Below are 23,797 nucleotides of genomic sequence, written 5' to 3'. Positions count from 1 at the left end.
GTCGGCACTCCTGCGTGCGTTGCCACGTCTGCCCAATGCACGGGCCATGCTCTTCCGAAGCCCCCACATCGATTGCGAACCCGACCCGCGCGTGGGGCATCGCGCTGATGTAGCGTGAGCGTCTCTTCCGCCCAGCAAGGCTCCGTATGCATCCGCGTACTACGCGTCGTCAGTTGCTCCGTGGTGCGGCCACGCTCGCAGTGCTGTCGCGCATTCCGAGCGGGTGGGCGCTGCCGCCGGGGCCATCGCATGGCCCGGCCTTTATCGAGGCGCTGATCGCGCGCATGAGCGTGGAAGAAAAGGCCGGCCAGCTGAGTCTTTTCAGTTCCGCAGAACAGGTCGACAAGGCGATTGTCGCCAACCCCGTCCGCAAGGACGCAGCCGGACGCAACCAGCTGGCCGCGGCACGCGCCGGGCGCTTGACCGGCGTATTCAACGGCTCCAACGTGCGCTGGCATCAGCAACTGCAGCAGGCTGCGCTGAAAAGCCGGCTGCAGATTCCGCTGTTCTTCGCCGCCGATGTGATTCACGGCTTTACCACGGTGTTTCCGGTGCCCTTGGCCGAAGCGGCCAGCTTCGAGCCCGCGCTGGCCCAACGCACCGCGCGCGCCGCGGCGATGGAAGCCAGCGCGGTGGGGATCGACTGGACCTTCGCCCCGATGGTGGACATCGCCCGCGATGCGCGCTGGGGGCGCGGCGTGGAGGGCGCGGGCGAAGACGTGCTGCTGGCGCAACGTTTCGCGCAGGCGCGGGTGCGGGGGTTTCAAGGCGATGCCGGCCTGGCGCATGCCGATGCACTGGCGGCCTGCCCCAAACACTTTGCCGCCTATGGTGCAGCCGAGGGAGGACTGGACTACAGCACCGTGGACATCTCCGAGCGCACCCTGCGCGAGGTGTATCTGCCACCGTTTCAGGCCGCCTTCGCGGCCGGTGCGGTCACCACCATGGCTGCGTTCAATGCGCTGTCGGGCGTGCCGGCAACCGCCAATGCCTGGCTGCTCGGCACCGTGCTGCGGCAGGACCTGCGCTACACCGGGCTGGTGGTGTCCGACTTCACTGCCGACAAGGAGCTGGTTGCGCATGGCATTGCCGCCGACGATCGCGACGCGGCGCGGCTGGCGTTTCTGGCCGGGGTGGATATCAGCATGGAAAGCGGCCTGTATCTGCAACACCTGCCCGCGCTGGTGGCCGCCGGCGCGATCTCGATGCAACAGCTGGATGCCTCGGTCCGCCGGGTGCTGTGCTTCAAGGCGGCACTGGGATTGTTCGACGACCCGTTCCGGCGCATCCAGCCTGCCCGTGCGCAACCACGTCAGCGCCGTGCAGACAGCATGGCCTTGGCGCGCGAAGCGGCGCACAAGTCGATGGTGTTGCTGAAGAACGACGGCGAGCTGTTGCCGTTGCGACGCAGCGGCCAACGCATCGCGCTGATCGGGCCGATGGCGCGCGACTGGGTCGATCATGCCGGGCCGTGGAGCCTGTTCGACCAGGATGATCGCGACAACACCGTGGCCGCAGCGCTGTCGCGCACCATGACGGACCCGCAGTTGCTGCAGGTGGTGGACGGCAGCGGCTTCGACCGCCCGCTCCCCGGCGGCGTGCAGGCTGCAGTGGCCGCCGCGCGCAGTGCCGACGTAGCGCTGCTGGCGATCGGTGAACCCATGACCTACTCGGGCGAGGCGCAATCGCGCACCGAGATCTGCATCCCGCAGGTCCAGCAGCAGTTGCTGGCGGCAGTGGCGGCCACCGGCACGCCGGTCGTGTTGCTGCTGAGCACCGGCCGCGCGCTTGCGTTGCAAGGCCCGGCGCTGCAGAGCGCGGCGATCCTGGTCACCTGGTTTCTGGGCTCGGAAGCCGGCAACGCAATTGCCGATATCGTGTTCGGCGTGCAGGCGCCGTCTGGCCGCTTGCCGGTGAGTTTTCCGCACGCCGCAGGCCAGATACCCTACACCTACGCGCATCCGCCCAGCGGCCGCCCCAACCTGGATCCGCACGGCTTGCAGCCGTACACCACGCACTATCGCGGCGTGCCCAACACGGCGTTGTTCCCGTTCGGCCATGGCCTGACCTATGGACGCATCGCCTACACCGATCTGCAGCTGAGCGCGCCGCAGATGACGGCCACCGGCAGCCTGCAGATCAGCGCACGCATCAGCAACCATGGCAGTCGCGACGCCGACGAAGTGGTGCAGCTCTATCTGCGCGACCGCACTGCCAGCGTTGTCCGCCCGGTGCGCGAGCTCAAGGACTTCCGCAAGGTCAGGGTGCCGGCCGGCGGCAACGTCACCGTGCAGTTCGAGCTGCGTCGCGCGCATCTGCTGTTTGTCGGGCAGGCAATGGCCCCGATCGTGGAGCCGGGCCTGTTCGATGTGTGGCTTGCGCCATCTGCCGAAGCCGACGGCCTGTCAGCCAGTTTTGAACTGCTGGGCTGATGCATGCTGCGATGACCCGCGTCGCTGCGCGGGTCATCGACACGGTGTGCACGGCGGGTCGGCTCACCCTGATCGCCTCCTGCCGCATGCGCCGCGTTGATGCGCCACCATCATCGGCGCACTGACGCTGCTGGCCTCACGCCGTCGTGTGAGGCTGTTGCAAATGCGCGTCCGCTGGCAGGACCGCATTCAAGCGAGCCAAGCGCAGACATGCTCATTGCGTATCGACCAGGCTGATATCGCCTTCGGCAACCGTCCGGGGCACGCCATCGTCGCCAGACGGGCCATTCAATGTCGCCATCACGGCAACCCGCGCCTCCTCACCCAGGTCGCGCGCACGCATCATGGTCTGCTGCGCGGCACGTGTCTGTGCACCGATCTCGCGCACCGCATCGGCTTCTTCAACCAGCCTGGCGTGCAGGCCCTGCGCCAACGAGACCAGCACACCGATGCGATCGCGTGTCTCGGTCCATTGCTGCCGGACCCTGCCCAGCGTCGTTTGCGCATCGTCAACGGCCCTGACCGCCGCAACCTTTCTGGCGGTGTCGTTGGCTGAAGCATCGGCGCCCGACGGCTGCATTTGCAGTGCCTGCAGCGCCTGGCGTCGGTTGTCGGCATCGCGCTCGGCGTCTTCGACCGACCGGCGCTCCAGATCAGACACGCGCTGCAGATCCTTCAAACGAGACATCAGGTCGTTCAACCTGTCGTCCACATCCTGCAGTTGCGCCTCCTGCGCGTCATACGCCTCTTCGGTCCGACGCAGGAGCTCGTGGACCGCTTCAACCAGGGAGGACTCGCTTTGTGTAACCCGCTGCAGGAACTCGAACGCATGCTGAGCGACCGCAATGTCATCCACCCCGCTGGGGCTGGCCATGTGGCTGCGCAGGAGCTGGTGCGCCTGGGCGAGCGCGTCATCGGCCTGTGTCACCCTGGCGCGATCAGCCTGCAGCGACGCAAGCGCCTGGCGCAAGCTCCACGGTGCAATCGCCACCTCGGTGATGCCCTCGCCTGTCGGTGCAAGTGCGGCCAGCAGCCGGTCGATGCGTTCGCTTGCCTTGGCCTGTGTCAGGCCCACCTTCTCCAGCAAGGCAGCGCAGTGACCGCGCTGCGCGTCCACGCGCTGTGTCTGTTCTTCCAGGCGGGTCAGTTCGCGTGTCAGCGCACGCACGTGCGGACCGTCCGGTAGCGTGCCCGCCTGCACAGACCGTTCGAACACATCATCGCGCGCCTCCTGTAATCCTGGGCGTTCACCACGCGGAGAGGCCGGGCCAGGTGGCGGCACCTGCGCCCGCTGAGGTTGCCCCAGCGCCTGCACGCCGGCCTGCTGCAGGCGGTCCAGTGGGCGGCGTAGCGCACGCGCACCGGCTTCGAGGACTTCCGCCCCCTCGATGCGATCGTACAGCCCGTACCGGAACTGAATCTCCGCCTCGAACAATTGGTGCGACGCCACCGACGTCGCCGCCACATTCAACAGTGGCAGGCCGACACGGCTGGTGACCGGATTTTCGTCGGTGTTGTGCGCGGCGATGGCCGCAAGCCGGTACAGATCCGGCGATTGCTGAGCATTGATGAGAACGTCCTGCCAGGACATTCCGTCGTTGGACGTGTGCACCCCCAGTGCCGCTGCCGCCTGTGCATGCTGCCTGGCGACCAGTGCGTCGTTGATCGCCACCATGGCCTGCGGCCGCATCTCAAACACGAAGCGGACCTGATTGACATGCGGGATGTCCTTGAACCTGCGCAACACCTCGTCCAGCCCGGGAATCTTGCGGCGCATCTCGGCAACGTCGCGCAGCTTCTCGCCCAGGGCGTAGTGGCCGATGGCATGACTGACTACCGCATCCAGCGATTCGCGTCCGAACATGTTGATCTCCACGCGGGCGCCGGGAATGACGCGCGCGCGCTGCTGGATGGCTGCGGCATCCTGCTGCCGCAGCTGATGCAGCATGTCGACGACCGACGCGCGCTCGGACGGCGTGCCGCCTGTCCATAACGATGCCGACGCAGCATCGGTCGCGTGCGCGGCCCGCGCCCGTTGTTGTGCCAGAGCTGCCCCAGCAAGCGCCGCGCCAGCTTCGATGGCCAGTGCCTCAGGTCCCTGGATACGTTCGAGCACGTTGCGCAGCACGACGCTGCGCTCTTGCGGCGTGGCCGGATACTCCATCGCGCCCAGTTCGGCGCTGCCTTCCGGAAAGATGGCCTTGAGCCGCGCACGCAGCATGTCCCATCCCTGCCGCGTCACTGGCTGCGCTGCGTGCGTATCCAGGGTGCGCTTGTAGCTGGCGGTGCCCAATAACGGACCTGTGCGCGTATCGTCCAGTACCGCGTCGGTTGGCAACTGCACGTCGCTGGATGCCACCCGCACGCCTGCCAGCTGCAGCGTGCCGGCACCGGTGGCGGCATTGACCAGCCGCTTGAAATTGCGTCCCAGCACCGATGTCAATGCGCCGCCCAGATTGATGCCGCTATTCACCTCGGCATTGATGCCGACACGCCCCTGGAATTCCAGCCCGATGATGTCTCGCCACGCGTGGTCCAAATGCAATTCCATCTGGCTCCATTGCACCCCCATCTGCGCCGTCACGCCGAACGGCAAAGACGCCGAAACCGCGCTGCGCGGGTTAGCGGTGGCTGCGCCCGGTGCGACGGGTTGTTTCGCACCGTAGGGATGCCGCACTGCCAGCGGCTGCACGGTCAGGTTGGCGTTGAGCGACGCGTTGACATTGGTTTCGAACAGATCCAAGCCGATCGCCCCTTCCTCCACGCCTGCGCGTAACAGGTCGGTGGTCTCGCTGGCGTGCCGGTCGAACAACAGCCTGGCGAATTCGGGAATGGTGTCCGGCGACAGGATGACCGCGGCGCCCACACCATGTTGATAGGTCCCGCCCATCCCGAGATTGGCCGCCCCGCCCCAGGTTGCAGACACCGTGTTTGCTGAGTCGTCGTGGTACACATGCCCGCCTGTTCCCGGCCCGGGACGAAGATCGATGCGCAGGCCTGCGGTTCCGGACGCGGTGGCCTTTGCGTGACGCACGAAGAAGGCAACCAGGCCCGCGTCGCCGTCCTTCGAATCGCCGATGCGCTCGACGCCCAGCGCGTGGATGGCCTCACCGCCCATACCGACATTGATCGGATTGACATGCATCCATTGCGCCGAACCCAGCGAGCCGCGCAGTTCGGCCGAGCGCACCCGACTTGAGAAGAAGGTGCTGCGATTGAACAGGTCTTGCAGCACATCGATCATGCGCGAGGCCATTTCATCCGGGGCGCTCCCCGGCGGCAAGCCAAGACTCTTGAGCAGCTGCAGCTGGCGGGCGTTGCCGGGCGTGGTGACCTCCTGCCGAAACGTCGACACCACATCATCGAATGCCTCCAGTTCATGCCAGGACGACAGGCCCCACTTGGCCAGCGCATGCAGCCCGGACTGCTCTCGCCGGGCGACTGCTGACTCCAGCGCGTGCGCATCGTCGACGCCCAGCAGCGCGTTGTACTCGACCAGACCTGCGAGCAGGCAGGCGCCTCGCAGCGCATTCGGCGCGTCGGCGGCTTGATCCTTCTGGGCGGGCAAGGCGACCTGGACGGTCTTGAGTCGATGGCTGACCTCGCGCAACTCGGCAAGCAGCGCATGCTCGGTGTCGCTCAACGCCTGCGGATGTAGCGCTGCGCCACCGGCCAGGGCAGCGATGCAATGGTCAAATGACGGCAGCAGGTCATCGTCTTTCTGGACCGCAACGCGTGTGACCGCAGAGCGCGCCCGCCGCCAAAGTTCAGCGGCGCGATAACTGGCCGTGGAACTTGCGCGCTGGATGGCAGCCCCGTCCGCCATGGAAAAATCGGCGGCCAGCGCACCTTCGCGGAATCCGATCTTGCGCAGATCGCGCAACAGGCCGGCCAACGCCGTTTCGCGCAACCCGACCAGCTGCGCGTGCTGATCGGGCGAAAGTCCCTCGACCGGTTGGCGCGGACATGGCGCAGCAGCAATGCGTACCTCCGCAAGCACCGGCAAGGTGTCGAACAATTCCAGCGCCAGCGACTGCGCCTGCGCCGCTTCCTGACGGAAGCCGGCAAGCCGTTGTTGTTGCGCAGTGGGTGGCTGTGCCACGCCGGTCCAACCGGCCATGGTGCGCGCCGCGCCTCCGGCCATGTCGACGGCCACCTGCACGAGCGTGGCCGCCTGCGCGCGACCGCTCTGGGCCAAAACCTGCGTAGTCGAGCGCAGGGTCAACGGATCGGTGGAGGTGGTGCCCAGCAAGGTCGTGCTGATCGCGGCGTCGTGGTCGGGCGTCCTGATCCGGGTCGCCTGCTGCTGGTTTACCTGGGCATTGGTCCCGGACTGGGTACCGGCAACAGCCAACGCATCGGGTGACGGATGCACAGCCACGCGTGCCGGCAAGCGGATGCCATCGGCACCGGTCATCGCTGGCAATAGGGCGTGCCAGCGCGCGCCGATCTGCAGCTGAAGTTGCCCGGTCCGCGTGCTACGGAGTGCACCGGGCGGCGGAAGCGTCTGTGGCAAGGTGATCGGTACCACGTCCCACTGCCCATGCTTGGTCAGCCGGTTCAGCTGCGCAGGCCCTTCGCCCGATTGGTTCAAGGCATACAGCACATCGTCCAACCCGACCGCGATGGCAAGCGGGCGCTCCAGCGCAGGCAACATGCCGAGGTTGCCTTCCGCATCCACCTTGATCAACTTCCGCGACGCCGTCATCACCACCGCGTTGCGGTCTGCGTGCATGGCCACCTGCGCGACGGCTTCATCGAAGCGGGCAAGCGACGTACAGCGCACCTCCACCACATCCGGCACCACGGCGAGCGGCCCACCGGAGGGCGTGCTGGGCACCGGATTGGCCGCCAACCAGGTGGTCCGTCCGGGAAGCGTGATCTCGACCAGTTGCGGCGGCTCAGCCAAGAGCGCAAACACAGGCCGACGATCGACGAAGCCACGCACCCCGGTATGCAGAGAAACAACACCGGTGAGCGGCGCGCCATCGGCAAGGGTCAAGCGCTCCCATGGCTGGTCCGGCGCGGGCGAATAGTGCAGCACGCCCTCCAGGTGCCCCAACCGGGCGTGTCCATCCAGCACCACCGGCGACTGTATCGCCTCATCGACAGGCAGCTGCAGCCCTTGGCTGCGCATCAGTACAAGCGGGCGGTCAAGCATGAACGCCGGCTGGAATCGCGCCTGCCCTGCCGGCCGTTGCAACGAGATGCGGTGCCCGGCACTGTCTTCCAGCACAAGATGCACACTGTGATCGGTCGCCAACCCCATCGACGTCACCGCCCATCCCTGTGTGCGATCCATCCCTTGCGGCAGCTTCAGGCGGCGCGCAACGATCGGCCCGCTACCGCGCATATCGGCCTCATAAACGCGCCCTTTGTCATCGAGCACCAGCGCAGCCTCGCCGTCAGGATGGGCCAGCGGCAACACATCGACCGGCAGCGCAGGCGTCGATTCGAACGCGGGCCCACCCTGCACCGGGCGCAGCAGCTCCACCACCCGGCCGGGGCTGTCCTCATCGCAGCGGCGCAGCACGCCGTCATGAAGCATGCACGGCCGGCCATCTGCATCGAAGCGCAGCACGGCACCGGCAGGCGGATTGTCCACGCTGACGGAGATCTGCTCGCTGCCGGCACGCCAGCAGTGTGCGCCCGCCTGCAGATACACCGCACCATCGGCCTGCCGCCCGAGCATGCGGATATCCACGTGCGCACGGCAGCTGGCGGGTAGCGGAACCGGTGCCCAGCCCTGGCTCGCATCGGCACGATGCAGCTGGTTGGCACGATAGGTGAAGCATTGGCCATCGGCCGCCTGCCAGATGCCGGTCAGCAGACCAATCGGCGGCTCTGCAAGCTGGCTGGCGATCTGGTCGGCTGTCGGCGCCGTACCAGTGCGGTGTTCGACGTCCGGATGCACGGTCAACCCTGCGATCAGCAAACCCGGCGTTGTGGTGAAAAACGCCTCGTTGCGTGGCATCCGCGGGTCCTTGGGATCGGCCACATAGCGCAGCAGACGTCCACCGCCGCCCAGCGCCGATTCGCTCTGGATCGCCGGTCGACGCGCAAGACAGGCGTCGATCATGCGTGCGACATCGCGATCCGACGCCGCCGAGCCGTCGAATTGCACACCGGCACGTCGGCCATGCTGCGACTGGGAACTGCGCACGCGGACCGTGGCGGCCGAGGTGCTGGACGCGCCTCGCCTTACCGGCAAGTCGGCCAGCGCATGCGGCGCAGGCTCGGGGGACGGCGCCTGCGGTGCGGGTGTGGTCGGCATCGGCGCGTCGACTGACGCTGGTGTCGGCAGCAGCCCAGACGCACGCGATGATGCGATGGAATTGTGTGTGGTCATCGAACGATCCAAAATTAGGATGCGCGGCGCGAAATCTGTGCGGTGACGCCTCACATCGAGTGAAGTACCAGAGCCGTGCATCACGACCAGGCAGGCCTGTGGATGCTTCACGCTGCACAACGCGTGCGCGAGGCAATCCATTCGGCTCGATCGGCAGCACTCAATCTGGCGCGGGTAACGCCGAGGCACGCAGTGGCGCACTGATGCACCACCAGCTCATGCCAAACGTGGAATCCTCCAGAGACGCGCGCTCACGCGAGCGTCGGCACACCGATGGCGTGCACGCGATGGAACAGGCTCTCGCCACCGAGCGTGACGCTGTTGTCTTGACGCCATTAAGCGCATGTCGCCCTCCCTCCCAGAAGAGATGACACCTTGTCAGCATGTCGGGTTGCCGGCGCGTCGGGCATCCAACGTGTCGCCGTCCCGCTAACAAGATAGTGCGCTGAAGATCGCGCGGAACTTCACATGCGAAACGTTGCGCGAGATGGCGAAGCGCGACATCGTTTGAATTGCGACCTTATCGGTCAGTTGCGACCTGTGTCGCCTAAACGATCAACGCCGCTAGAAACGCAGCGGTATGGCTATGGGCGTGTTGCGCCACTTGCGCCGGCGTGCCTGCAACCACCACGTTGCCGCCGGCATCGCCCGCGCCCGGCCCCATGTCCAGCACCCAATCGCTGCTGGCAGCCACGCGCATGTCGTGCTCGACCACGATCACCGTATTGCCGGCGTCCACCAGTCCTTGCAGCTGGGTCATCAAGGTATCCACATCGGCCGGATGCAGGCCGGTGGTGGGCTCGTCCAGCACGTAGACGGTGTCGCGCCGCTGGGCGCGTTGCAGTTCGGTGGCCAGCTTGATGCGCTGCGCTTCGCCACCGGACAACTCGGTGGCCGGCTGGCCCAGACGCAGATACCCCAGCCCCACTTCGCGCAAGACCTGCAGCGGCCGCAGCACGCTGGCGTCGTCGGCAAAAAATGCCACCGCCTGATCCACCGTCATCGCCAACACCTGCGCGATGGTGTGCCCGCGCAATTCGATCTCCAGCGTCTTGGCGTTGTAGCGCGCGCCGTGGCAGGTGGGGCACGGTGCGTACACGCTAGGCATGAACAGCAGTTCCACCGACACCGAACCTTCGCCTTCGCAAGTGGCGCAGCGGCCCTTGGCGACGTTGAAGGAGAATTGCCCGGGGTCGTAGCGACGGCGGCGCGCAGTGGGCGTGGCCGCAAACAACTTGCGCACCGGATCGAACAAGCCGGTGTAGGTGGCAAGGTTGGACCGCGGCGTGCGGCCGATCGGTTTCTGATCCACCCGCACCAGCCGGCGCACGCGATCGAGCCCGCCGACGATCGCACCACCCAACGGCACCTGCGTGCCGCGCTCCAAGGGGTCCAGCGCGTCGTCCTCTTCACACGCTGCATGACCAAGATGCGCAGCCAGCAATTCCACCAGCGCCTGGCTCACCAGCGACGACTTGCCCGAGCCGGACACACCGGTCACCGTGGTGAACACGCCCAACGGCAGATCCACATCCAGCGCGTGCACGTTGTTGCGGGTGATGCCGCGCAGCTGCAGCCAACCGGTCGCGGCGCGCGCATGGCTTAGCACCGCCGGTGGCGTGCCGAACAGATAACGCCGCGTGGACGATGCCTCCACCGCGTCCAGACCCGCTGGCGGGCCGCTGTAAAGCACCTGCCCGCCATGGACGCCGGCCGCAGGACCCACGTCCACGATCCAGTCGGCATGGCGGATCACATCCACCTCGTGCTCGACCACGAACACCGAATTACCCGCCGCCTTCAACTGGTCCAGCGCACCCAGCAGCGCCTGCGCGTCGGCCGGGTGCAAGCCCGCCGATGGCTCGTCCATCACGTACACCACGCCGAACAACTGCGAGCGGATCTGCGTGGCTAGCCGCAGGCGTTGCAGCTCACCCGGCGACAGCGTAGGCGTGCTGCGCTCCAGGCTGAGATAGCCCAGGCCCAGCGCCTGCACCACGGCGATCCGCGCACGTAAATCTGCGGCAATCCGTTGCGCGGCGATCACCTGTTCCGGGTGCTGCGCGGCGCCCTTCTTCTTTGCCTGCGTGCGCACATCGGCATCGGCAGCCGGGCGCAACAGCTCGGCCACCTCATCCAGCGGCCTGCGCGACAGCTCGCCGATATCCAGCCCGGCAAAGGTCACCGACAACGCCTCGCGTCGCAGCCGCTTGCCATCGCATTGCGGGCACAGCGTACTGACCAGATACTGCGCCACACGCTTTTTCATCTGCGCGCTCTGCGTGCTGGCAAAGGTGTGCAATACATAGCGCCGCGCACTGGTAAAGGTACCCATGTAGCTGGGCTCTTCCTTGCGTTTGAGTGCGCGCTTGACCTCGGCCAGGCTGTAACCGGCATACACCGGCACCACCGGTTGCTCATCGGTGTACAGAATCCAGTCGCGGGTTTTCTTCGGCAGCGTGTGCCACGGCACATCTATATCGTGGCCCAGCGTGGTGAGGATGTCGCGCTGATTCTGCCCATGCCAGGCGCCCGGCCAGGCGGCTACCGCGCGCTCGCGGATGCTCAGGCTGCGGTCGAGCACCATGGTGGCTTCGGTGGCGTCGTAGATGCGACCCAGGCCGTGACAGGTGGGACAGGCGCCGGCCGGCGTATTGGGCGAAAACCCGTCTGCATAGATGATCTCCTGCCCCGGCGGATAACTGCCCGCACGCGAATACAGCATGCGCAGCGAGTTGGAGATGGTGGTGACGCTGCCCACCGAGGAGCGCGCACTCGGCGCGCCGCGTGCCTGCTGCAGCGCCACCGCTGGCGGTAGCCCGTCGATGGCATCCACCTCCGGCACGCCCACCTGGTCGATCAGGCGACGCGCGTACGGCGAAATCGAATCCAGATAGCGGCGCTGCGCCTCGGCAAAAATAGTGCCGAACGCCAGCGACGACTTGCCCGAACCAGAGACGCCGGTGAACACCACCAACGCATCGCGCGGAATGTCCAAGTCCACATTCTTGAGGTTGTGCTCGCGCGCACCGCGCACACGCACCAGGCCGGAGGACGACGAGATTGCGTTGGACATGACCACCAGACCGACTTTCGGGAGCGCACTAGCCTAGCGCGACGTGCATGCAGCCGATGTCGTCGTGGCATCGCTCGGTGCAGCCGAGTGCTTGGGGTCAACAGCCTAGGTCGGTCGAGGGTACGGTGCCCTCACCGCTCGCGGGACACGCCGTGAACCCATCCCTGGGGGCTCGGTGGCAGCATCCATGCCGCCACACGGTCCCGCAAGCGGTGAGGACACCGCACCAGAGAGTTGGTCGGTAGTTGATTAAGAAGCTGGTGATCTTGTGAATTGCGGCTTGCTGATGAGGGTCGCAGAACCGCAGGTGAGCTAGCGAGTCAGAAGCACACTATGCATCTTGCGAGTCTGCGCACCGACCATCTCCGGTGGTCCTTGCCAGCCCACCGTCGCGGGACCTTACGCGGCATGGATGCCGCGTAAGAGCTTACAAGGACGTACTTGCAGCGTGTCCCGCGATGGTGGGCGGACAAGGGCCCTGCAGCCAAGCCGCAACTCAGCCGCTCTGCAGCGCTACAACCGACGTATCCACACCGTAAATCGCACCTGGCAACCCGGTCGTGGATCGATGGGAACCACACCCCGGCCGCGCGCACCTGGCGGTGAGCGCAGTCGTGTTGCCGGCTGCTCTACAACCCGCTCATCCCAGCGCGTGCGCCGGCACCGGCCGCTCGGCGGTATCGGCAAGTGCCTGCATGCGCATGACAACGCCACTAAACAGCCGCGCGGTAGCGGCATCGCGCGTGCGAAAGATGGCTTCCAGCTCACCGTAGTACCACAGCGTGCCCTCGCGGCCGGCAGTGAACACGTCGAAGATGTCCTGGCCCACCGCCGGGTTTTCCAGGTCCTGCACGATGGTGCGCGCGTTATAGAGCTTGTCGCAACCGGACACCAGCAGTGCGCGCTCCGGCGTGTTGCGCAGATGCTCCAGGTAGGCCTGCTTGCGCTCGCGCCAATCTTGCTTGCGCGCACGCGCACTGGTATCGCCCTCGGCCTTGTCTTCGGCAGTGGCATCGGTGCAGGCCATCACGATGTCGGCCACGGTGTCGCCGAACTGCGCGCGGATCGAGGCCTCGTGCCCGCCGCCGCAGTCTTCCACCACATCGTGCAGCAAGCCGGCAATAGCCTGCTCTTCATCGCCGCCGCATTCCAGCACTAGCGTGGACACGCCAAGTAAATGGCTCAGGTACGGAATCTGCGTGCCCTTGCGCACCTGTCCGGCATGGGCGATGCGCGCGTAGTCCACGGCCTGGGCGTAACGTTCGGTGAGAGCGGTCATGGGGCGTCCGATGCGAGCGATGGCACAGTATCGCCGAGCCGAACCACACGCGGGGTGAGGATGCTGCGCTGCGCAATTTGGGCTCAATGACGCGCCATTGCGGCCGATAAGATTAAGCTCGATCCACGCCGCACGATTGTGTCTACGTCATGACCCAACTTCCTGTTTGCAACGCCTGCCGCGACGGCCAAGACTTTCCCACCGCCATCACCATGGCCTTCCAGCCGATCGTGGACGTCTCCACGCGCAGCATCTATGCCGGCGAGGCCTTGGTGCGCGGCATCAACGGCGAGTCGGCCGGCAGCATCCTGGCCGCGGTGGATGAGCGCAACCGGTATGCCTTCGACCAGGCCTGCCGCATCAAGGCGATCGAATGCGCCGCGCAGATCGCGCTACCGGCGCTGCTGTCGATCAACTTCATGCCCAATGCGGTCTACAACCCCGAGCACTGCCTGCGCGCCACGCTCTCGGCCACTGAGCAACACGGCTGGCCGCTGGACGCGATCATCTTCGAGGTCAGCGAGCAGGAACACCTCACCGACCCCGCACATCTGCTGGACATCCTGCGCACCTATCAGGCACGCGGCATGAAGACCGCCATCGACGACTTCGGTGCCGGCTATGCCGGGCTCGGCCTGCTGGCCGACTTCCAGCCGGATCTGCTCAAGCTGGACATCGCCCTGATCCGCGGCATCGACACCGACCGCAGCCGCCAGGCCATCGTGCGCCACGTCACCCGCATGTGCGAAGACCTCGGCATCGCCGTGATCGCCGAAGGCATCGAACAACCCGACGAATACCGCACCCTGCGCGACATGGGCATCCACCTGCAGCAAGGCTACCTGTTCGCCAGACCGCAGATCGGCCTGCTACCGCAGGTGCAGTGGCCGGAGTAAGTGCGTGCAGGCGTGCGCATGAATGAAACGAAACAGAACGCTCATCACCCCGCCTCACCAACCATCAGCAACACACCACGCGGCCCCGGGAAGCATCAAAGCGCACACAAACCGCTCCAACGATTCCCCACTCCCGATTCCCGATTCCCAGCGGCGCGCCAGCCAACCATCAGCACCCCACCAACCCGACGCGCCGCTCACACATACCGCGGAATCGGCCCCAGCTGCGGCGTCTGATCCGGCAACTCCACTTCCACCTTGTCCACATAGCACCAGCCCCAGCCTTCGGGCGGGTCGTAGCCTTCGATGATGGGATGGCCGGTGGCGTGATAGTGCGCGGTGGCATGGCGATGCGGGGAATCGTCGCAACAGCCCACGTGGCCGCAGATGCGGCACAGGCGCAGATGCACCCAGGCGCTATCGATGGCAAGACACTCTTCGCAGCCACGCGCACTGGGCGTGACGTCTTCGATCTGCGCGGTGTGGGTGCAGTGGTGGCTCATGCGGTGGTCGACTCCTGATTGGCGCTGGCAAGTTCGGAGGCCGGCACCGGGTTGGCCTGATGGGCGAGGTATTGATGGATCTGCGCAACCACGGCGGCACCCTCGCCCACGGCGGCCGCCACGCGCTTGACCGAGCCGGCACGCACATCGCCGATGGCGAACACGCCGGGGCGATTGGTTTCCAGCGGCAGACACGCCGGCACGCCGTCGCCGCGCGCGGTGCCGGTAATGACGAAGCCGCGCGCATCGGTGTCCACGCATTGCTGCACCCAGGCGGTATTGGGGTCGGCGCCGACAAACAGAAACAGGTGCCGCAACTCCACCCGTGTGGTTGCACCGTCGCCGCGCGTCCGCAGCACGGCGGCCTGCAGGCCGCGATCGTGGTCGCCTTCCAGCGCGGTCACTTCGGTGCCGGTATGCAGCTGCACGTTGGGCAACGCGGCAATGCGCTCGATCAGGTATTGCGACATCGAGGCTTCCAGCCCGGTGCCGCGAATGATCAGGTGCAGTTCCTTGACGCGCGGCGCCAGAAACGCCACCGCCTGCCCTGCAGAATTACCACCGCCCACCAGCGCCACCACGCCGCCCTCGCACAGGCGCGCTTCCACCGGCGAGGCCCAGTACGACACGCCGTGGCCTTCGAAGCGGTCCAGCCCTTCGATCTGCGGGCGTCGATAGCGCGCGCCCGAGGCGATCACCACGGTGCTGGCCAGCAGCTGCTTGCCGTCGGCCAGATCCAGACGCAGCGCGCCGTCGTCGCGACTGCACTCCAGCGTTGCCGCTTCGATCGGGATGGCCAACTCCGCACCAAATTTCAGTGCCTGGTTATAAGCGCGGCCGGCCAGCGCCTGCCCGGAAATCCCGGTCGGAAAGCCCAGATAATTTTCGATGCGTGCCGATGCGCCGGCCTGCCCGCCGATGGCGCGCTGGTCCATCACCAGCACCGACAAACCTTCGGACGCGGCGTAGACCGCCGTCGCCAGACCCGCAGGGCCGGCGCCCACAATCGCCACGTCGTAGCGCTTGTCCGGGTCGATATCCGGCGTCATGCCCAGGCAATGCGCGGCTTCGGCATCGCTGGGCTGGCGCAGCACGCGGCCGCTGGGGCACACCATCACCGGCAGATCGTGCTCCTGGATGCCCAGCCGCTCGACCAGGGCGTGGCCCTCGGCATCGGACACATCCATCACCGTGTTGGGATAGCCGTTACGGGTCAGGAACCCCTGTAACCGGGTCAGATGCGGATCGTCCGGCGCGCCGATCAAGACCGACCCCGACGCATCGCCTTCGATCAGGCCCACGCGGCGCAGGATCAACGCACGCATCACCACCTCGCCCACTTCGGCCGAACTGATCATCAGCGCGCGCAGATGCGCGGTGTCGAAGGGCAGCGCCAGGCAGCCGTCGGTCCCGGCACGTCCAGCCGCCAGCGATGCGCGACCGGCCAGTTGACTCACCTCACCGGTGAACTGGCCGGGCGTGTGCCGGGTGATCGGCTTTTCGTTGCCGAGCCCGTCGCGGCGCACCACCTCGATGGCGCCTTCCAGCACCACCCACACCGGTGCGTGCGCGTCGCCGACCTCGAACACGATCTCGCCGGCGTCGAACCGCTGCGCCGGCCCGCTGGCGAAGCGCCGCGTGATCGCCAACTGGCCCACGTCCAGCTCGGGAAACATCTGATGGTGACGGGTAGCGTCCACAGGCATGGATCGGCAGCATTTGAGAGGGGAGTGCATGCAAGCATGGCCAGTGGTGACGGCAATGGCAATCACCCGAAATAGGCAATGTCAGGCATGACAGACAAGACAGAGTGGCAAGCGCGCGCGAGCGCGGGCAGCTGCGAGAAATACGCGTGTTTGCCGTCCTGCACCCGCCAGCACCCAGCCGAGCGCCACCGGGCGTACAACCGCACGCGCACGCATCAGCGCTGCGCCGGCTGCCAGTGCGGGCCGTGCTGCCCTGCCGCCATGCGCTCGGCCGGGCGCACGCGAAACACCACGCTCATCCGCTCGCCCACGGCCCGGCTGGTCTTGGGAATGCCATGCGTATACGTGAGCTGCGAGGCATGGCTCATCGCCAACAGGCTGCCCGACGCCAATTCCATGCTGATGGCGCGGCTGCGGCCATCGTTTGCGCGCAGATGCATGCGCCTTGCAGCCCCCAGCGACAGCAGCGCAATGGGATGCGGCGCAACCAGCGTGTGTAGCGCGTCGTGATGCATCGCCACGCTGTCGCGCCCATCGCGGTACAGATTCAAGCCCGCCGCGTTATACGGGGCGGGTAACACCGCTTGCACCATCTCCAGCAGGCGCTGCAGCGGCAGCCCGGGCGGCACTGCGGCATCCAACCGATAGGAGGCCAGCAAGCGCGGCACCGCCACCACGCGGTCGTACATCTCACGCCGCTGGCTGTGCCAGTCGGCGCGTTCGCGCAGTGCCGCGAAGCACTCCAGCGCCAGTGCAGGCATCAGCAGCTGCGGCCAATAGCGCACGCCGCCTTCGGCATCGTCCAGCACCTGCAAGGGCGCGATGGGAGTGTCGAACAAATCCATCTGCGCCATATGCGGGCGACTGCCGTGGATTTCAGCTGCGCGCTGCCGTTACGCAGTGCGCCAACCCGACCAGTTCAGTTTCATGCTGCGGGACGCAAATGCCCTGCGTGTCGTTAACGCCAAGGACTACGCGTGGATGTCTGGAAGCTGTAGCGTCGTTATGTGCATTGCAGCTCTCCTGCCGAGGCCGTGGTTTGCGGTGTGTCCAGCTGCGTTAACCAAGCTGCTGCCAAACCAGTTGCCGTTGCCGTTGCCAAGCAAATCGCGCACATCGTGTTGGCCGCACGCAGCGAGGCGGTGTTGCATGCAACTACCGCGTGGAGCGGCGCAACTGGCGCACGTAGCGTAAAAGTCCTTCTCGCACATATCAGCGCAAGCATGCCGGGCAGATCAAGGCACAAGCGGGAAGCGCGCAACACTTCATCGCGCGGATCGATTGACGATGGCGGCGTGCGGCGTTGCGGCGTCGTTGAATGGCAGATGCTGATTGACGCAGACGCACACATTGAAGCATCGCAACGCATAGCCATCTACGAGGGCGCCGCACGCCGCGCGTCCACTGACCACGGCATGGCTGCTGCATCCCTGCTTGCATGCTCGCTTGGCGACGCATCGCTACCCCATCTGCACCTAGCGAGCCCAACAACGATCAATCCGTCGTACACGGCGTGACGCCTGTGGCAGGCAACGTCGCTGTGCTACGGTCCGGCGCTGCATCCGCCGGAGACGTTTCGCATGCCGCATCGATCGGTCGCATCCTCACCTCTGCGTTGGCTGGTGCTGCTTGCCGGCCTTGCCGTCACTGCCGGCAGCGCAGCGCCCTGCGCGGCCGAGTCTGCCTTCAACGCGGTGGACCCGTTCATCGGCACCGGCGGCGAAGGACACACCTACCCCGGCGCCACGGTGCCGTTCGGCATGGTGCAGTTGAGTCCGGATACGCAGATCAAACCGCGCAAGGATGCCTACGGCTGGGCTGCGGGGTATCGGCATAGCGACAGCACCATCGTCGGGTTTTCGCACACGCATTTTTCCGGCTCCGGCCATTCGGATCTGGGCGACATCCTGCTGATGCCGCAAGTTGGCGAGGTCAAGCTGGAGCGCGGCGATGCCAGCAAACCCGGCAGCGGCTATACCGCGCAGTTCGATCACGCCAGCGAGCAGGCGCAACCTGGCTATTACGCAGTGACGCTGAAAGACCGCGCTATCCGTGCCGAACTCACCGCCAGCGCACGCGTGGGCGTGCATCGCTACACCTTCCCAAAGGGCAGGCCGGCGCATGTGCTGGTGGATCTGCGCACCAGCCTGTACGACTACCCCGGCAAGGTGCAGTGGTCGCGGCTGCGCGTGCGCAGCGATGGCACCGTCACCGGCTTTCGCGAAACACGCGGTTGGGCGCCGGGCCGGCAATTGTATTTCGCCATGCGTTTTTCGCGCCCGCTCACCGCCACGCAGCTGCACGACACCGAGCAGGACATCCCATACAAGGGCTTCCCGCCGCCGGGCGACACGCACCCCGCGCAACGGGCGCAGATCGAAGGCCGGCAACTGGTCGGCGTCTTCGATGTGGCCAACGACGGCACACCACTGGTGGTCACCGTGGCGCTGTCGCCGGTCAGCGAAGACGGCGCCATCGCCAATCTGCAGGCCGAAGTGCCCGACTTCGATTTCAACCGCGTCCGTGCCGATGCGCGCGCGCAATGGACCCAGGCGCTGTCGGCGATCGATGCGCAAGGCACACCGCAACAGCGCAGCCAGCTTTACACCGCGCTGTATCACACCCTGCTCGGGCCCACGCTGTTCATGGACAGCGATGGCCAGTACCGCGGGCCAGACAACGCCGTACATCAGGCCACTGGCTGGACCAACTATTCCACCTTCTCGCTGTGGGACACCTATCGCGCCCTGCACCCGCTGCTCACCCTGGTGCAGCCAGCGCAACGCACCAGCGACGTGGTCAATTCCCTGCTCGCGTCGCGCCGCGAAAGTGCCTACGGCATCCTTCCGGTTTGGGCATTCCACGGCCTGGAAACCTGGTGCATGATCGGCTACCACGCGGTGCCGGTGATTGCCGATGCCTACATGAAAGGCATCGGCGGCTTCGATGCCAACGAAGCGCTCGATGCCATGGTCGCCAGCGCCAACTACGGCCCCTACGACGGCATCGCGCAATACCGCGAGCTTGGCTACGTGCCCATCGACGAAGAAGGCGAAGCCGCATCGAAGACGCTGGAATACGCCTTCGACGACTGGACCATCGCGCGCATGGCCGGTGCGCTCGGCAAGCGGGAGATTGCAGCCGAATTCACCAAACGCGCCGGCAACTGGAAGCATGCCTTCGACCCGGCCACCGGCTACCTGCGAGCCCGCACCCGTGCTGGTAATTTCCGCGAACCGTTCGACCCCTCGGCCAGCGGCTATGGCAGCGACTATACCGAAGGCAATGCGTGGCAATACTCCTGGTACGTGCCGCAGGATGTCGCCGGGCTCGCCACCGCGCATGGCGGCGAAAACACGCTACTCACGCGGCTGGACGCGGTGTTCGACGCCAAGGTCGACCCCAAGGTGTTCGAGCATATGGAAGACATCACCGGCTTGATCGGCTGGTACGCACACGGCAACGAACCCAGCCACCACGTCGCCTATCTGTACGCCTACGCGGGCCAGCCGTGGCGCACGCAGGCACGCCTGACCCAGATCATGGACAGCCAATACCACGCCGGCCCCGAAGGCCTGGCCGGCAACGACGACCTCGGCCAGATGTCGGCCTGGTACGTGTTCACCGCACTGGGGTTTTACCCGGTCGCACCGGGCAGCAACCAATACATCATCGGCCGCCCGTTCCTGCCGCGCGCCACGCTCAACCTGCCCAACGGAAAGCATTTCAGCATCATCGCAGATGGCGTGAGCAAAGCGCGCCCGTATATCGGCAGCGTCTCGCTCAACGGCACGCCTTTGACTCGCGCCTACCTGACCCATCAGGAGATTCAGGCCGGCGGTGAACTGCGCGTGCGCATGCAGGAAACACCGAACACCCAATGGGCTACCGACCCGGCGCAGCGGCCGTATTCGATGTCGGCGCCGACTCCGCCTCAGTAATAGATACCCATCCGCAACCCGCAGGCATCGCGCTCCACCACCGCTGGCAGACTGCAAGCGGTTCCTGCGGCAATGCGCTGCGCGCTCCAATCGGCCACCAGGGCATCGAGGACATCGTCTGGCTGGGCGCATGCGCGCGGCACGCGCTCCAGCAGCGACGCAACGCGCGCCGCACCATAGTGATCGCCTAACAAGCTGCGCCGTTGTCGGTGCCCCTCACTGCTTTTCTTGGGTGCCGCCAGGCCTTGCCCGCCGGCAAGCGCTGCGAACGACACTTCCGGATGCACCTCGAATACATGCTCCGCCCATGCGGTGTCTGCACGCAACGCGCTGTCCCAATCGCGAATCTTGGACAGCAATGCAAACGACTGCACGCCAAAGCCGCGTTGCTTTTCATGATCCAGCACGCGATGCAACGCCGATGCTTCTGCCTGTGTTTCAGCCTGCAAGATGCCGCGCAACGGCGCGGCAAAGATGCTGCACGCACGGCGCCCGCCGACAAAGCGGCGCGCCTGTACATCTGCCGCACGCGGCGCATGCTCACTCAAGCCCAACGGAATATCGACGCCCAGCACATCCACGTTGCGCAACGCCGCCGCCAGCTCGGTCACCGTTGCGTAATAAGCAAATTTAAGCGCATCGCCCGCCTCCCAGACCGTAATCCAGCCGCTGCGTGCGCCATCCACGCCAGCACAGTGATGTCGTTTCACGTCCCCATCCTCATCAATGGACTGCATCGGGTGACCGTCATGTAACGCAACAGCGCCCGTCACGCGTTCACATGACGCACAACATTTATTCACCCCTGCGCATCATCGCCGTTCCCACACTGGCTTGCATCGGCACGCTGTCTCAATGCGCGCCGCGCTATCCCCCAATGCAGGAGACCGTGCATGTCCAGCGCGAAAAACCAGTACGCAATGCAGAACCCGCTCACCCAATTCCCGCAACCGAAGTTTCCGAAGCAGACCCAGCAGGCGCCGGGCACCATCCATGCGCTAGAACCCAAGGCTGACCACGGCGAACAAACGTACAAGGGCTTCGGCCGACTGGTCGGCCGCAAGGCGCTGATCACCGGCGCAGACTCCGGCATCGGCCGTGCCACTGCCATTGCGTATGCGCGCGAAGGTGCGGACATCGCGCTCAATTATCTGCCGGAAGAAGAACAGGACGCCGCCGAGGTCGTCGCACTGATCGAGGCCGAAGGCCGCAAGGCGATCAGCATCCCCGGCGATCTCAAGGACGAAGTCTTCTGCAACCAGTTGGTCGAGCGCGCGGTCAAGGAACTGGGCGGTCTCGATCTGCTGGTCAACATCGCCGGCAAGCAGACTGCCATCAAGGAGATCGCCGACATCACCACCGAACAGTTCGACGCGACCTACAAGACCAACGTCTACGCGATGTTCTGGCTGTGCAAGGCCGCCATTCCGCATCTGCCGCCGGGCGCGTCGATTATCAATACAGGCTCGATCCAGTCGTATCAGCCCTCGCCCACCCTGCTCGACTATGCCTCCACCAAGGCGGCCATCGTCAATTTCACCAAGGGTCTGGCGCAACAGGTTGCCGAGAAGGGCATCCGCGTCAACGCTGTTGCACCTGGCCCGGTGTGGACCCCGCTGCAACCCAGCGGTGGCCAGCCACCGGAGAAGATCCCCGAGTTTGGCTCGGAAACCCCGCTCAAGCGGGCCGGCCAACCCGTCGAGATGGCACCGCTCTACGTCATCCTGGCCTCGCAGGAATCCAGTTACGTCACTGGCGAAGTGTTCGGTGCCACCGGTGGTCTGCTGCTGTCCTGACTACCACAACACGCGTTTCCAGCACGACGCCACCACAACCTTACCGATCGCGGCATGCGCAGCGATCGGTAAGCGTTTCTTCGGTGGCGTGTTGGTACTGGCGATAGCATCGACTGGCGGGGCATCAGCAAGACTGAGATCCAGGGTAGTTCGACCCGTTACTCGACGATCGCTTCGACGCCACACCCCTTTTCCCGCTGGGAGAAGGGGCGCGAAAGGCGGATAAAGGGACGCAATCGCCACCAACACTCCGAGCACCATCCACGCTTACCGCGTCATCACCACCGTCTGGATCGCATGCGCCGGAATCTCCAACGCACTGGATGCCTCGCCCACATACAGGTTGTAGCGAACCGCCACGTCGCTGGCGTTCATCACCACCGTCGCCAATGACCCATCGCGGTTCGCAAATGCAGTCGTCATCAGATTGCTACGGCTACTGGCCGCACTTACCCGCCGCGCCCCGGGGCGGATGAACTTGGAAAAATGGCCGATATACCAATAGCTCGGCGTATAAGTCACCTCACCCGTGCGCGTGTCGGCATGCACCGGGGCAGAACAGTAATTGCCCACATGATTGGGCCCACCGTTCTGGTCGAGCAGGATGTTCCAGTCGGTCCAACCCACCGCGCCATGATTGAGGTCGTTGATGATGGCGGTGCCATAACGCTCGCCATTGGGCCAATACTGCAACTTCGCGGGGTCGAACTTTTCCACCGCCGCTTCGGTGAGCAGCAGGTGCTTGTCCGGGTATGCCTGCGCCACTGCTGCCACGTTCTCCACCATCGGTTCGAATCCGGCCCAGGTTTCGTACCAATGAAAGCCCATGCCCCACGCGTATTTGGCCGCGTCCGGGTCGTCGAAGATCACATGCGCGCGGTGCACCATCATGTCGCGGTTGTGGTCCCACACGATGATCTTGCGGTCGCCATAGCCGGCGCTGGTCATGGTCGGGCCGAGATGGTTCTTCAAGAAGTCGCGCTCTTCTTCTGCCGAAAACAGCATCGACTCCCAGGTCTGCACCGCCATCGGCTCGTTCTGCAGGCTGATGCCCCAGATCGGGATGCCGGCCTTTTCGTAGGCCGCGATAAACCGCGTGTAGTAGCTGGCCCAGGCCTGCGCATACTCCGGCAACAGCTTGCCGCCCTTGAGCATATTGTTGCTGTCTTTCATGAAGGCCGGCGCGCTCCACGGGCTGGCAAACGTGGTGAGCGTGCCGCCAGCCGCAGCGATGGCCTGGCGCAGCATCGGAATGCGGTATTTCGCATCGTGCTTGACCGAAAAACTCTTCAGCGCTGCATCGCCGTCCTTGATGTAGGTGTAGCTGCCGCTGCTGAAATCCGAGCTGTGGATGGTGGTGCGCGCCAAGGTATAGCCGATCCCCTTTTGTGGGTCGTAGTACGCGGTGAGCAGCGCGCGTTGCGCCCGCTTGGGCAGCTTGGCAAAGGTCTCCGCGCTGGCGTCGGTAATCGCCCCACCGATGCCCAGCAGCTCCTGGAACTGGCGCTGCGGATTGACGAAGATGGAGTTCTCTTTTTCGGTCAGCGCATGCCCTGCCACCGGTGCGGCCGCAGCGCTGCGTACCAGTTGCGCGGGTGCGCCTTGCGCACTGGTGTACACGATCAACGCGGCCGACGCGGTAGCGCGCGCGCTCGATGTGTCCTGTGGCGTCTGCGCGCCGGCCAGGCCAAACGCACCCAGCATGCTGGCCGTTCCCATCACTCCCATCGACCACGCCATCGTTCGCTTCACCATGCACCCTCCCAGGTTGTTCACGACGCAGCCTAACCGAGCAACGCGCTGCAACATCGCAGCGCAA

13 protein-coding genes are annotated in these 23,797 nt (G+C 65.6%); 5 read left to right on the top strand and 8 right to left on the bottom strand.

The annotated features are described in order from the left end of the window. Positions 1 to 146 precede the first annotated feature (146 nt). Positions 147 to 2,432, top strand: a complete 2,286-nt coding sequence (locus tag ACCQ06_RS06605) for a glycoside hydrolase family 3 N-terminal domain-containing protein (protein ID WP_228325439.1) — start codon at positions 147 to 149, stop codon at positions 2,430 to 2,432. Between the two features lie 214 nt (positions 2,433 to 2,646). Here the strand turns inward: ACCQ06_RS06605 and ACCQ06_RS06600 are convergent, their stop codons facing one another. From ACCQ06_RS06600 to ACCQ06_RS06590, 3 genes are all read right to left on the bottom strand, one after another. Then, positions 2,647 to 8,643 (bottom strand): transducer protein car, encoded by a 5,997-nt coding sequence (locus ACCQ06_RS06600; protein ID WP_316692510.1) that lies wholly within the window; start codon positions 8,641 to 8,643, stop codon positions 2,647 to 2,649. 685 nt (positions 8,644 to 9,328) lie between these two features. After that, positions 9,329 to 11,857 carry an excinuclease ABC subunit UvrA gene (locus tag ACCQ06_RS06595; protein ID WP_316691400.1) on the bottom strand — a complete coding sequence of 843 codons (2,529 nt, stop codon included), beginning with the start codon at positions 11,855 to 11,857 and terminating at the stop codon, positions 9,329 to 9,331. 640 nt (positions 11,858 to 12,497) lie between these two features. Beyond that, positions 12,498 to 13,136 (bottom strand): HD domain-containing protein, encoded by a 639-nt coding sequence (locus ACCQ06_RS06590; RefSeq protein ID WP_316691398.1) that lies wholly within the window; start codon positions 13,134 to 13,136, stop codon positions 12,498 to 12,500. Positions 13,137 to 13,285: 149 nt separating this feature from the next. On the opposite strand from ACCQ06_RS06590, the gene ACCQ06_RS06585 reads away from it, so the two are divergent. After that, entirely contained in the window at positions 13,286 to 14,032 is a 747-nt protein-coding gene (locus ACCQ06_RS06585; protein WP_104614195.1) for an EAL domain-containing protein, read from the top strand. A 197-nt stretch (positions 14,033 to 14,229) separates the two neighbouring features. On the opposite strand, the gene ACCQ06_RS06580 is transcribed toward ACCQ06_RS06585, so the two are convergent. The 3 genes from ACCQ06_RS06580 to ACCQ06_RS06570 all read right to left on the bottom strand — a co-directional run bounded on the left by ACCQ06_RS06580 (position 14,230) and on the right by ACCQ06_RS06570 (position 17,086). After that, positions 14,230 to 14,535 (bottom strand): UBP-type zinc finger domain-containing protein, encoded by a 306-nt coding sequence (locus ACCQ06_RS06580; RefSeq protein ID WP_316691395.1) that lies wholly within the window; start codon positions 14,533 to 14,535, stop codon positions 14,230 to 14,232. Continuing rightward, complete coding sequence (locus ACCQ06_RS06575; RefSeq protein WP_316691393.1) at positions 14,532 to 16,241, bottom strand: FAD-dependent oxidoreductase; 1,710 nt, start codon at positions 16,239 to 16,241, stop codon at positions 14,532 to 14,534. Before ACCQ06_RS06575 ends, ACCQ06_RS06580 begins: the two co-directional genes overlap by 4 nt. A 215-nt stretch (positions 16,242 to 16,456) precedes the next feature. Then, positions 16,457 to 17,086, bottom strand: coding sequence for an alpha-ketoglutarate-dependent dioxygenase AlkB (locus ACCQ06_RS06570; RefSeq protein ID WP_316691392.1), 630 nt, complete (start codon positions 17,084 to 17,086; stop codon positions 16,457 to 16,459). Positions 17,087 to 17,287: 201 nt separating this feature from the next. On the opposite strand from ACCQ06_RS06570, the gene ACCQ06_RS06565 reads away from it, so the two are divergent. Next, positions 17,288 to 17,758 carry a hypothetical protein gene (locus ACCQ06_RS06565; protein WP_316691390.1) on the top strand — a complete coding sequence of 157 codons (471 nt, stop codon included), beginning with the start codon at positions 17,288 to 17,290 and terminating at the stop codon, positions 17,756 to 17,758. 63 nt (positions 17,759 to 17,821) lie between these two features. Next, positions 17,822 to 20,182: a GH92 family glycosyl hydrolase gene (locus ACCQ06_RS06560; RefSeq protein WP_316691388.1), complete on the top strand. Its 2,361-nt coding sequence runs from the start codon at positions 17,822 to 17,824 to the stop codon at positions 20,180 to 20,182. Here the strand turns inward: ACCQ06_RS06560 and ACCQ06_RS06555 are convergent. After that, positions 20,176 to 20,892 carry a DUF429 domain-containing protein gene (locus tag ACCQ06_RS06555; protein WP_316691386.1) on the bottom strand — a complete coding sequence of 239 codons (717 nt, stop codon included), beginning with the start codon at positions 20,890 to 20,892 and terminating at the stop codon, positions 20,176 to 20,178. The genes ACCQ06_RS06560 and ACCQ06_RS06555 overlap by 7 nt on opposite strands. A 183-nt stretch (positions 20,893 to 21,075) precedes the next feature. Between ACCQ06_RS06555 and ACCQ06_RS06550 the strand changes: the two genes are divergently transcribed. Further along, positions 21,076 to 21,978, top strand: a complete 903-nt coding sequence (locus ACCQ06_RS06550; RefSeq protein ID WP_316691383.1) for an SDR family oxidoreductase — start codon at positions 21,076 to 21,078, stop codon at positions 21,976 to 21,978. A gap of 267 nt (positions 21,979 to 22,245) precedes the next feature. Here ACCQ06_RS06550 and ACCQ06_RS06545 read toward each other — a convergent pair whose 3' ends face one another. Continuing rightward, positions 22,246 to 23,733 carry a glycoside hydrolase family 30 protein gene (locus ACCQ06_RS06545; RefSeq protein ID WP_316691382.1) on the bottom strand — a complete coding sequence of 496 codons (1,488 nt, stop codon included), beginning with the start codon at positions 23,731 to 23,733 and terminating at the stop codon, positions 22,246 to 22,248. Positions 23,734 to 23,797 lie beyond the last annotated feature (64 nt).

The sequence above is a fragment of the Xanthomonas sp. NCPPB 4467 genome, from assembly GCF_041475665.2.
GTDB lineage: Bacteria > Pseudomonadota > Gammaproteobacteria > Xanthomonadales > Xanthomonadaceae > Xanthomonas > Xanthomonas dyei.
Note: the sequence above shows the minus strand (reverse complement) of the source record. Positions and strands in the feature narration are given on the sequence as shown.

Bases quoted from the DNA above. Each gene is read 5' to 3' on its own strand.
- ACCQ06_RS06605 (WP_228325439.1), top strand. From the start codon at position 147: ATGCATCCGCGTACTACGCGTCGTCAGTTGCTCCGTGGTGCGGCCACG.
- ACCQ06_RS06595 (WP_316691400.1), bottom strand. From the start codon at position 11,857: ATGTCCAACGCAATCTCGTCGTCCTCCGGCCTGGTGCGTGTGCGCGGT.
- ACCQ06_RS06590 (WP_316691398.1), bottom strand. From the start codon at position 13,136: ATGACCGCTCTCACCGAACGTTACGCCCAGGCCGTGGACTACGCGCGC.
- ACCQ06_RS06585 (WP_104614195.1), top strand. From the start codon at position 13,286: ATGACCCAACTTCCTGTTTGCAACGCCTGCCGCGACGGCCAAGACTTT.
- ACCQ06_RS06580 (WP_316691395.1), bottom strand. From the start codon at position 14,535: ATGAGCCACCACTGCACCCACACCGCGCAGATCGAAGACGTCACGCCC.
- ACCQ06_RS06575 (WP_316691393.1), bottom strand. From the start codon at position 16,241: ATGCCTGTGGACGCTACCCGTCACCATCAGATGTTTCCCGAGCTGGAC.
- ACCQ06_RS06570 (WP_316691392.1), bottom strand. From the start codon at position 17,086: ATGGATTTGTTCGACACTCCCATCGCGCCCTTGCAGGTGCTGGACGAT.
- ACCQ06_RS06560 (WP_316691388.1), top strand. From the start codon at position 17,822: ATGCCGCATCGATCGGTCGCATCCTCACCTCTGCGTTGGCTGGTGCTG.
- ACCQ06_RS06550 (WP_316691383.1), top strand. From the start codon at position 21,076: ATGTCCAGCGCGAAAAACCAGTACGCAATGCAGAACCCGCTCACCCAA.
- ACCQ06_RS06545 (WP_316691382.1), bottom strand. From the start codon at position 23,733: ATGGTGAAGCGAACGATGGCGTGGTCGATGGGAGTGATGGGAACGGCC.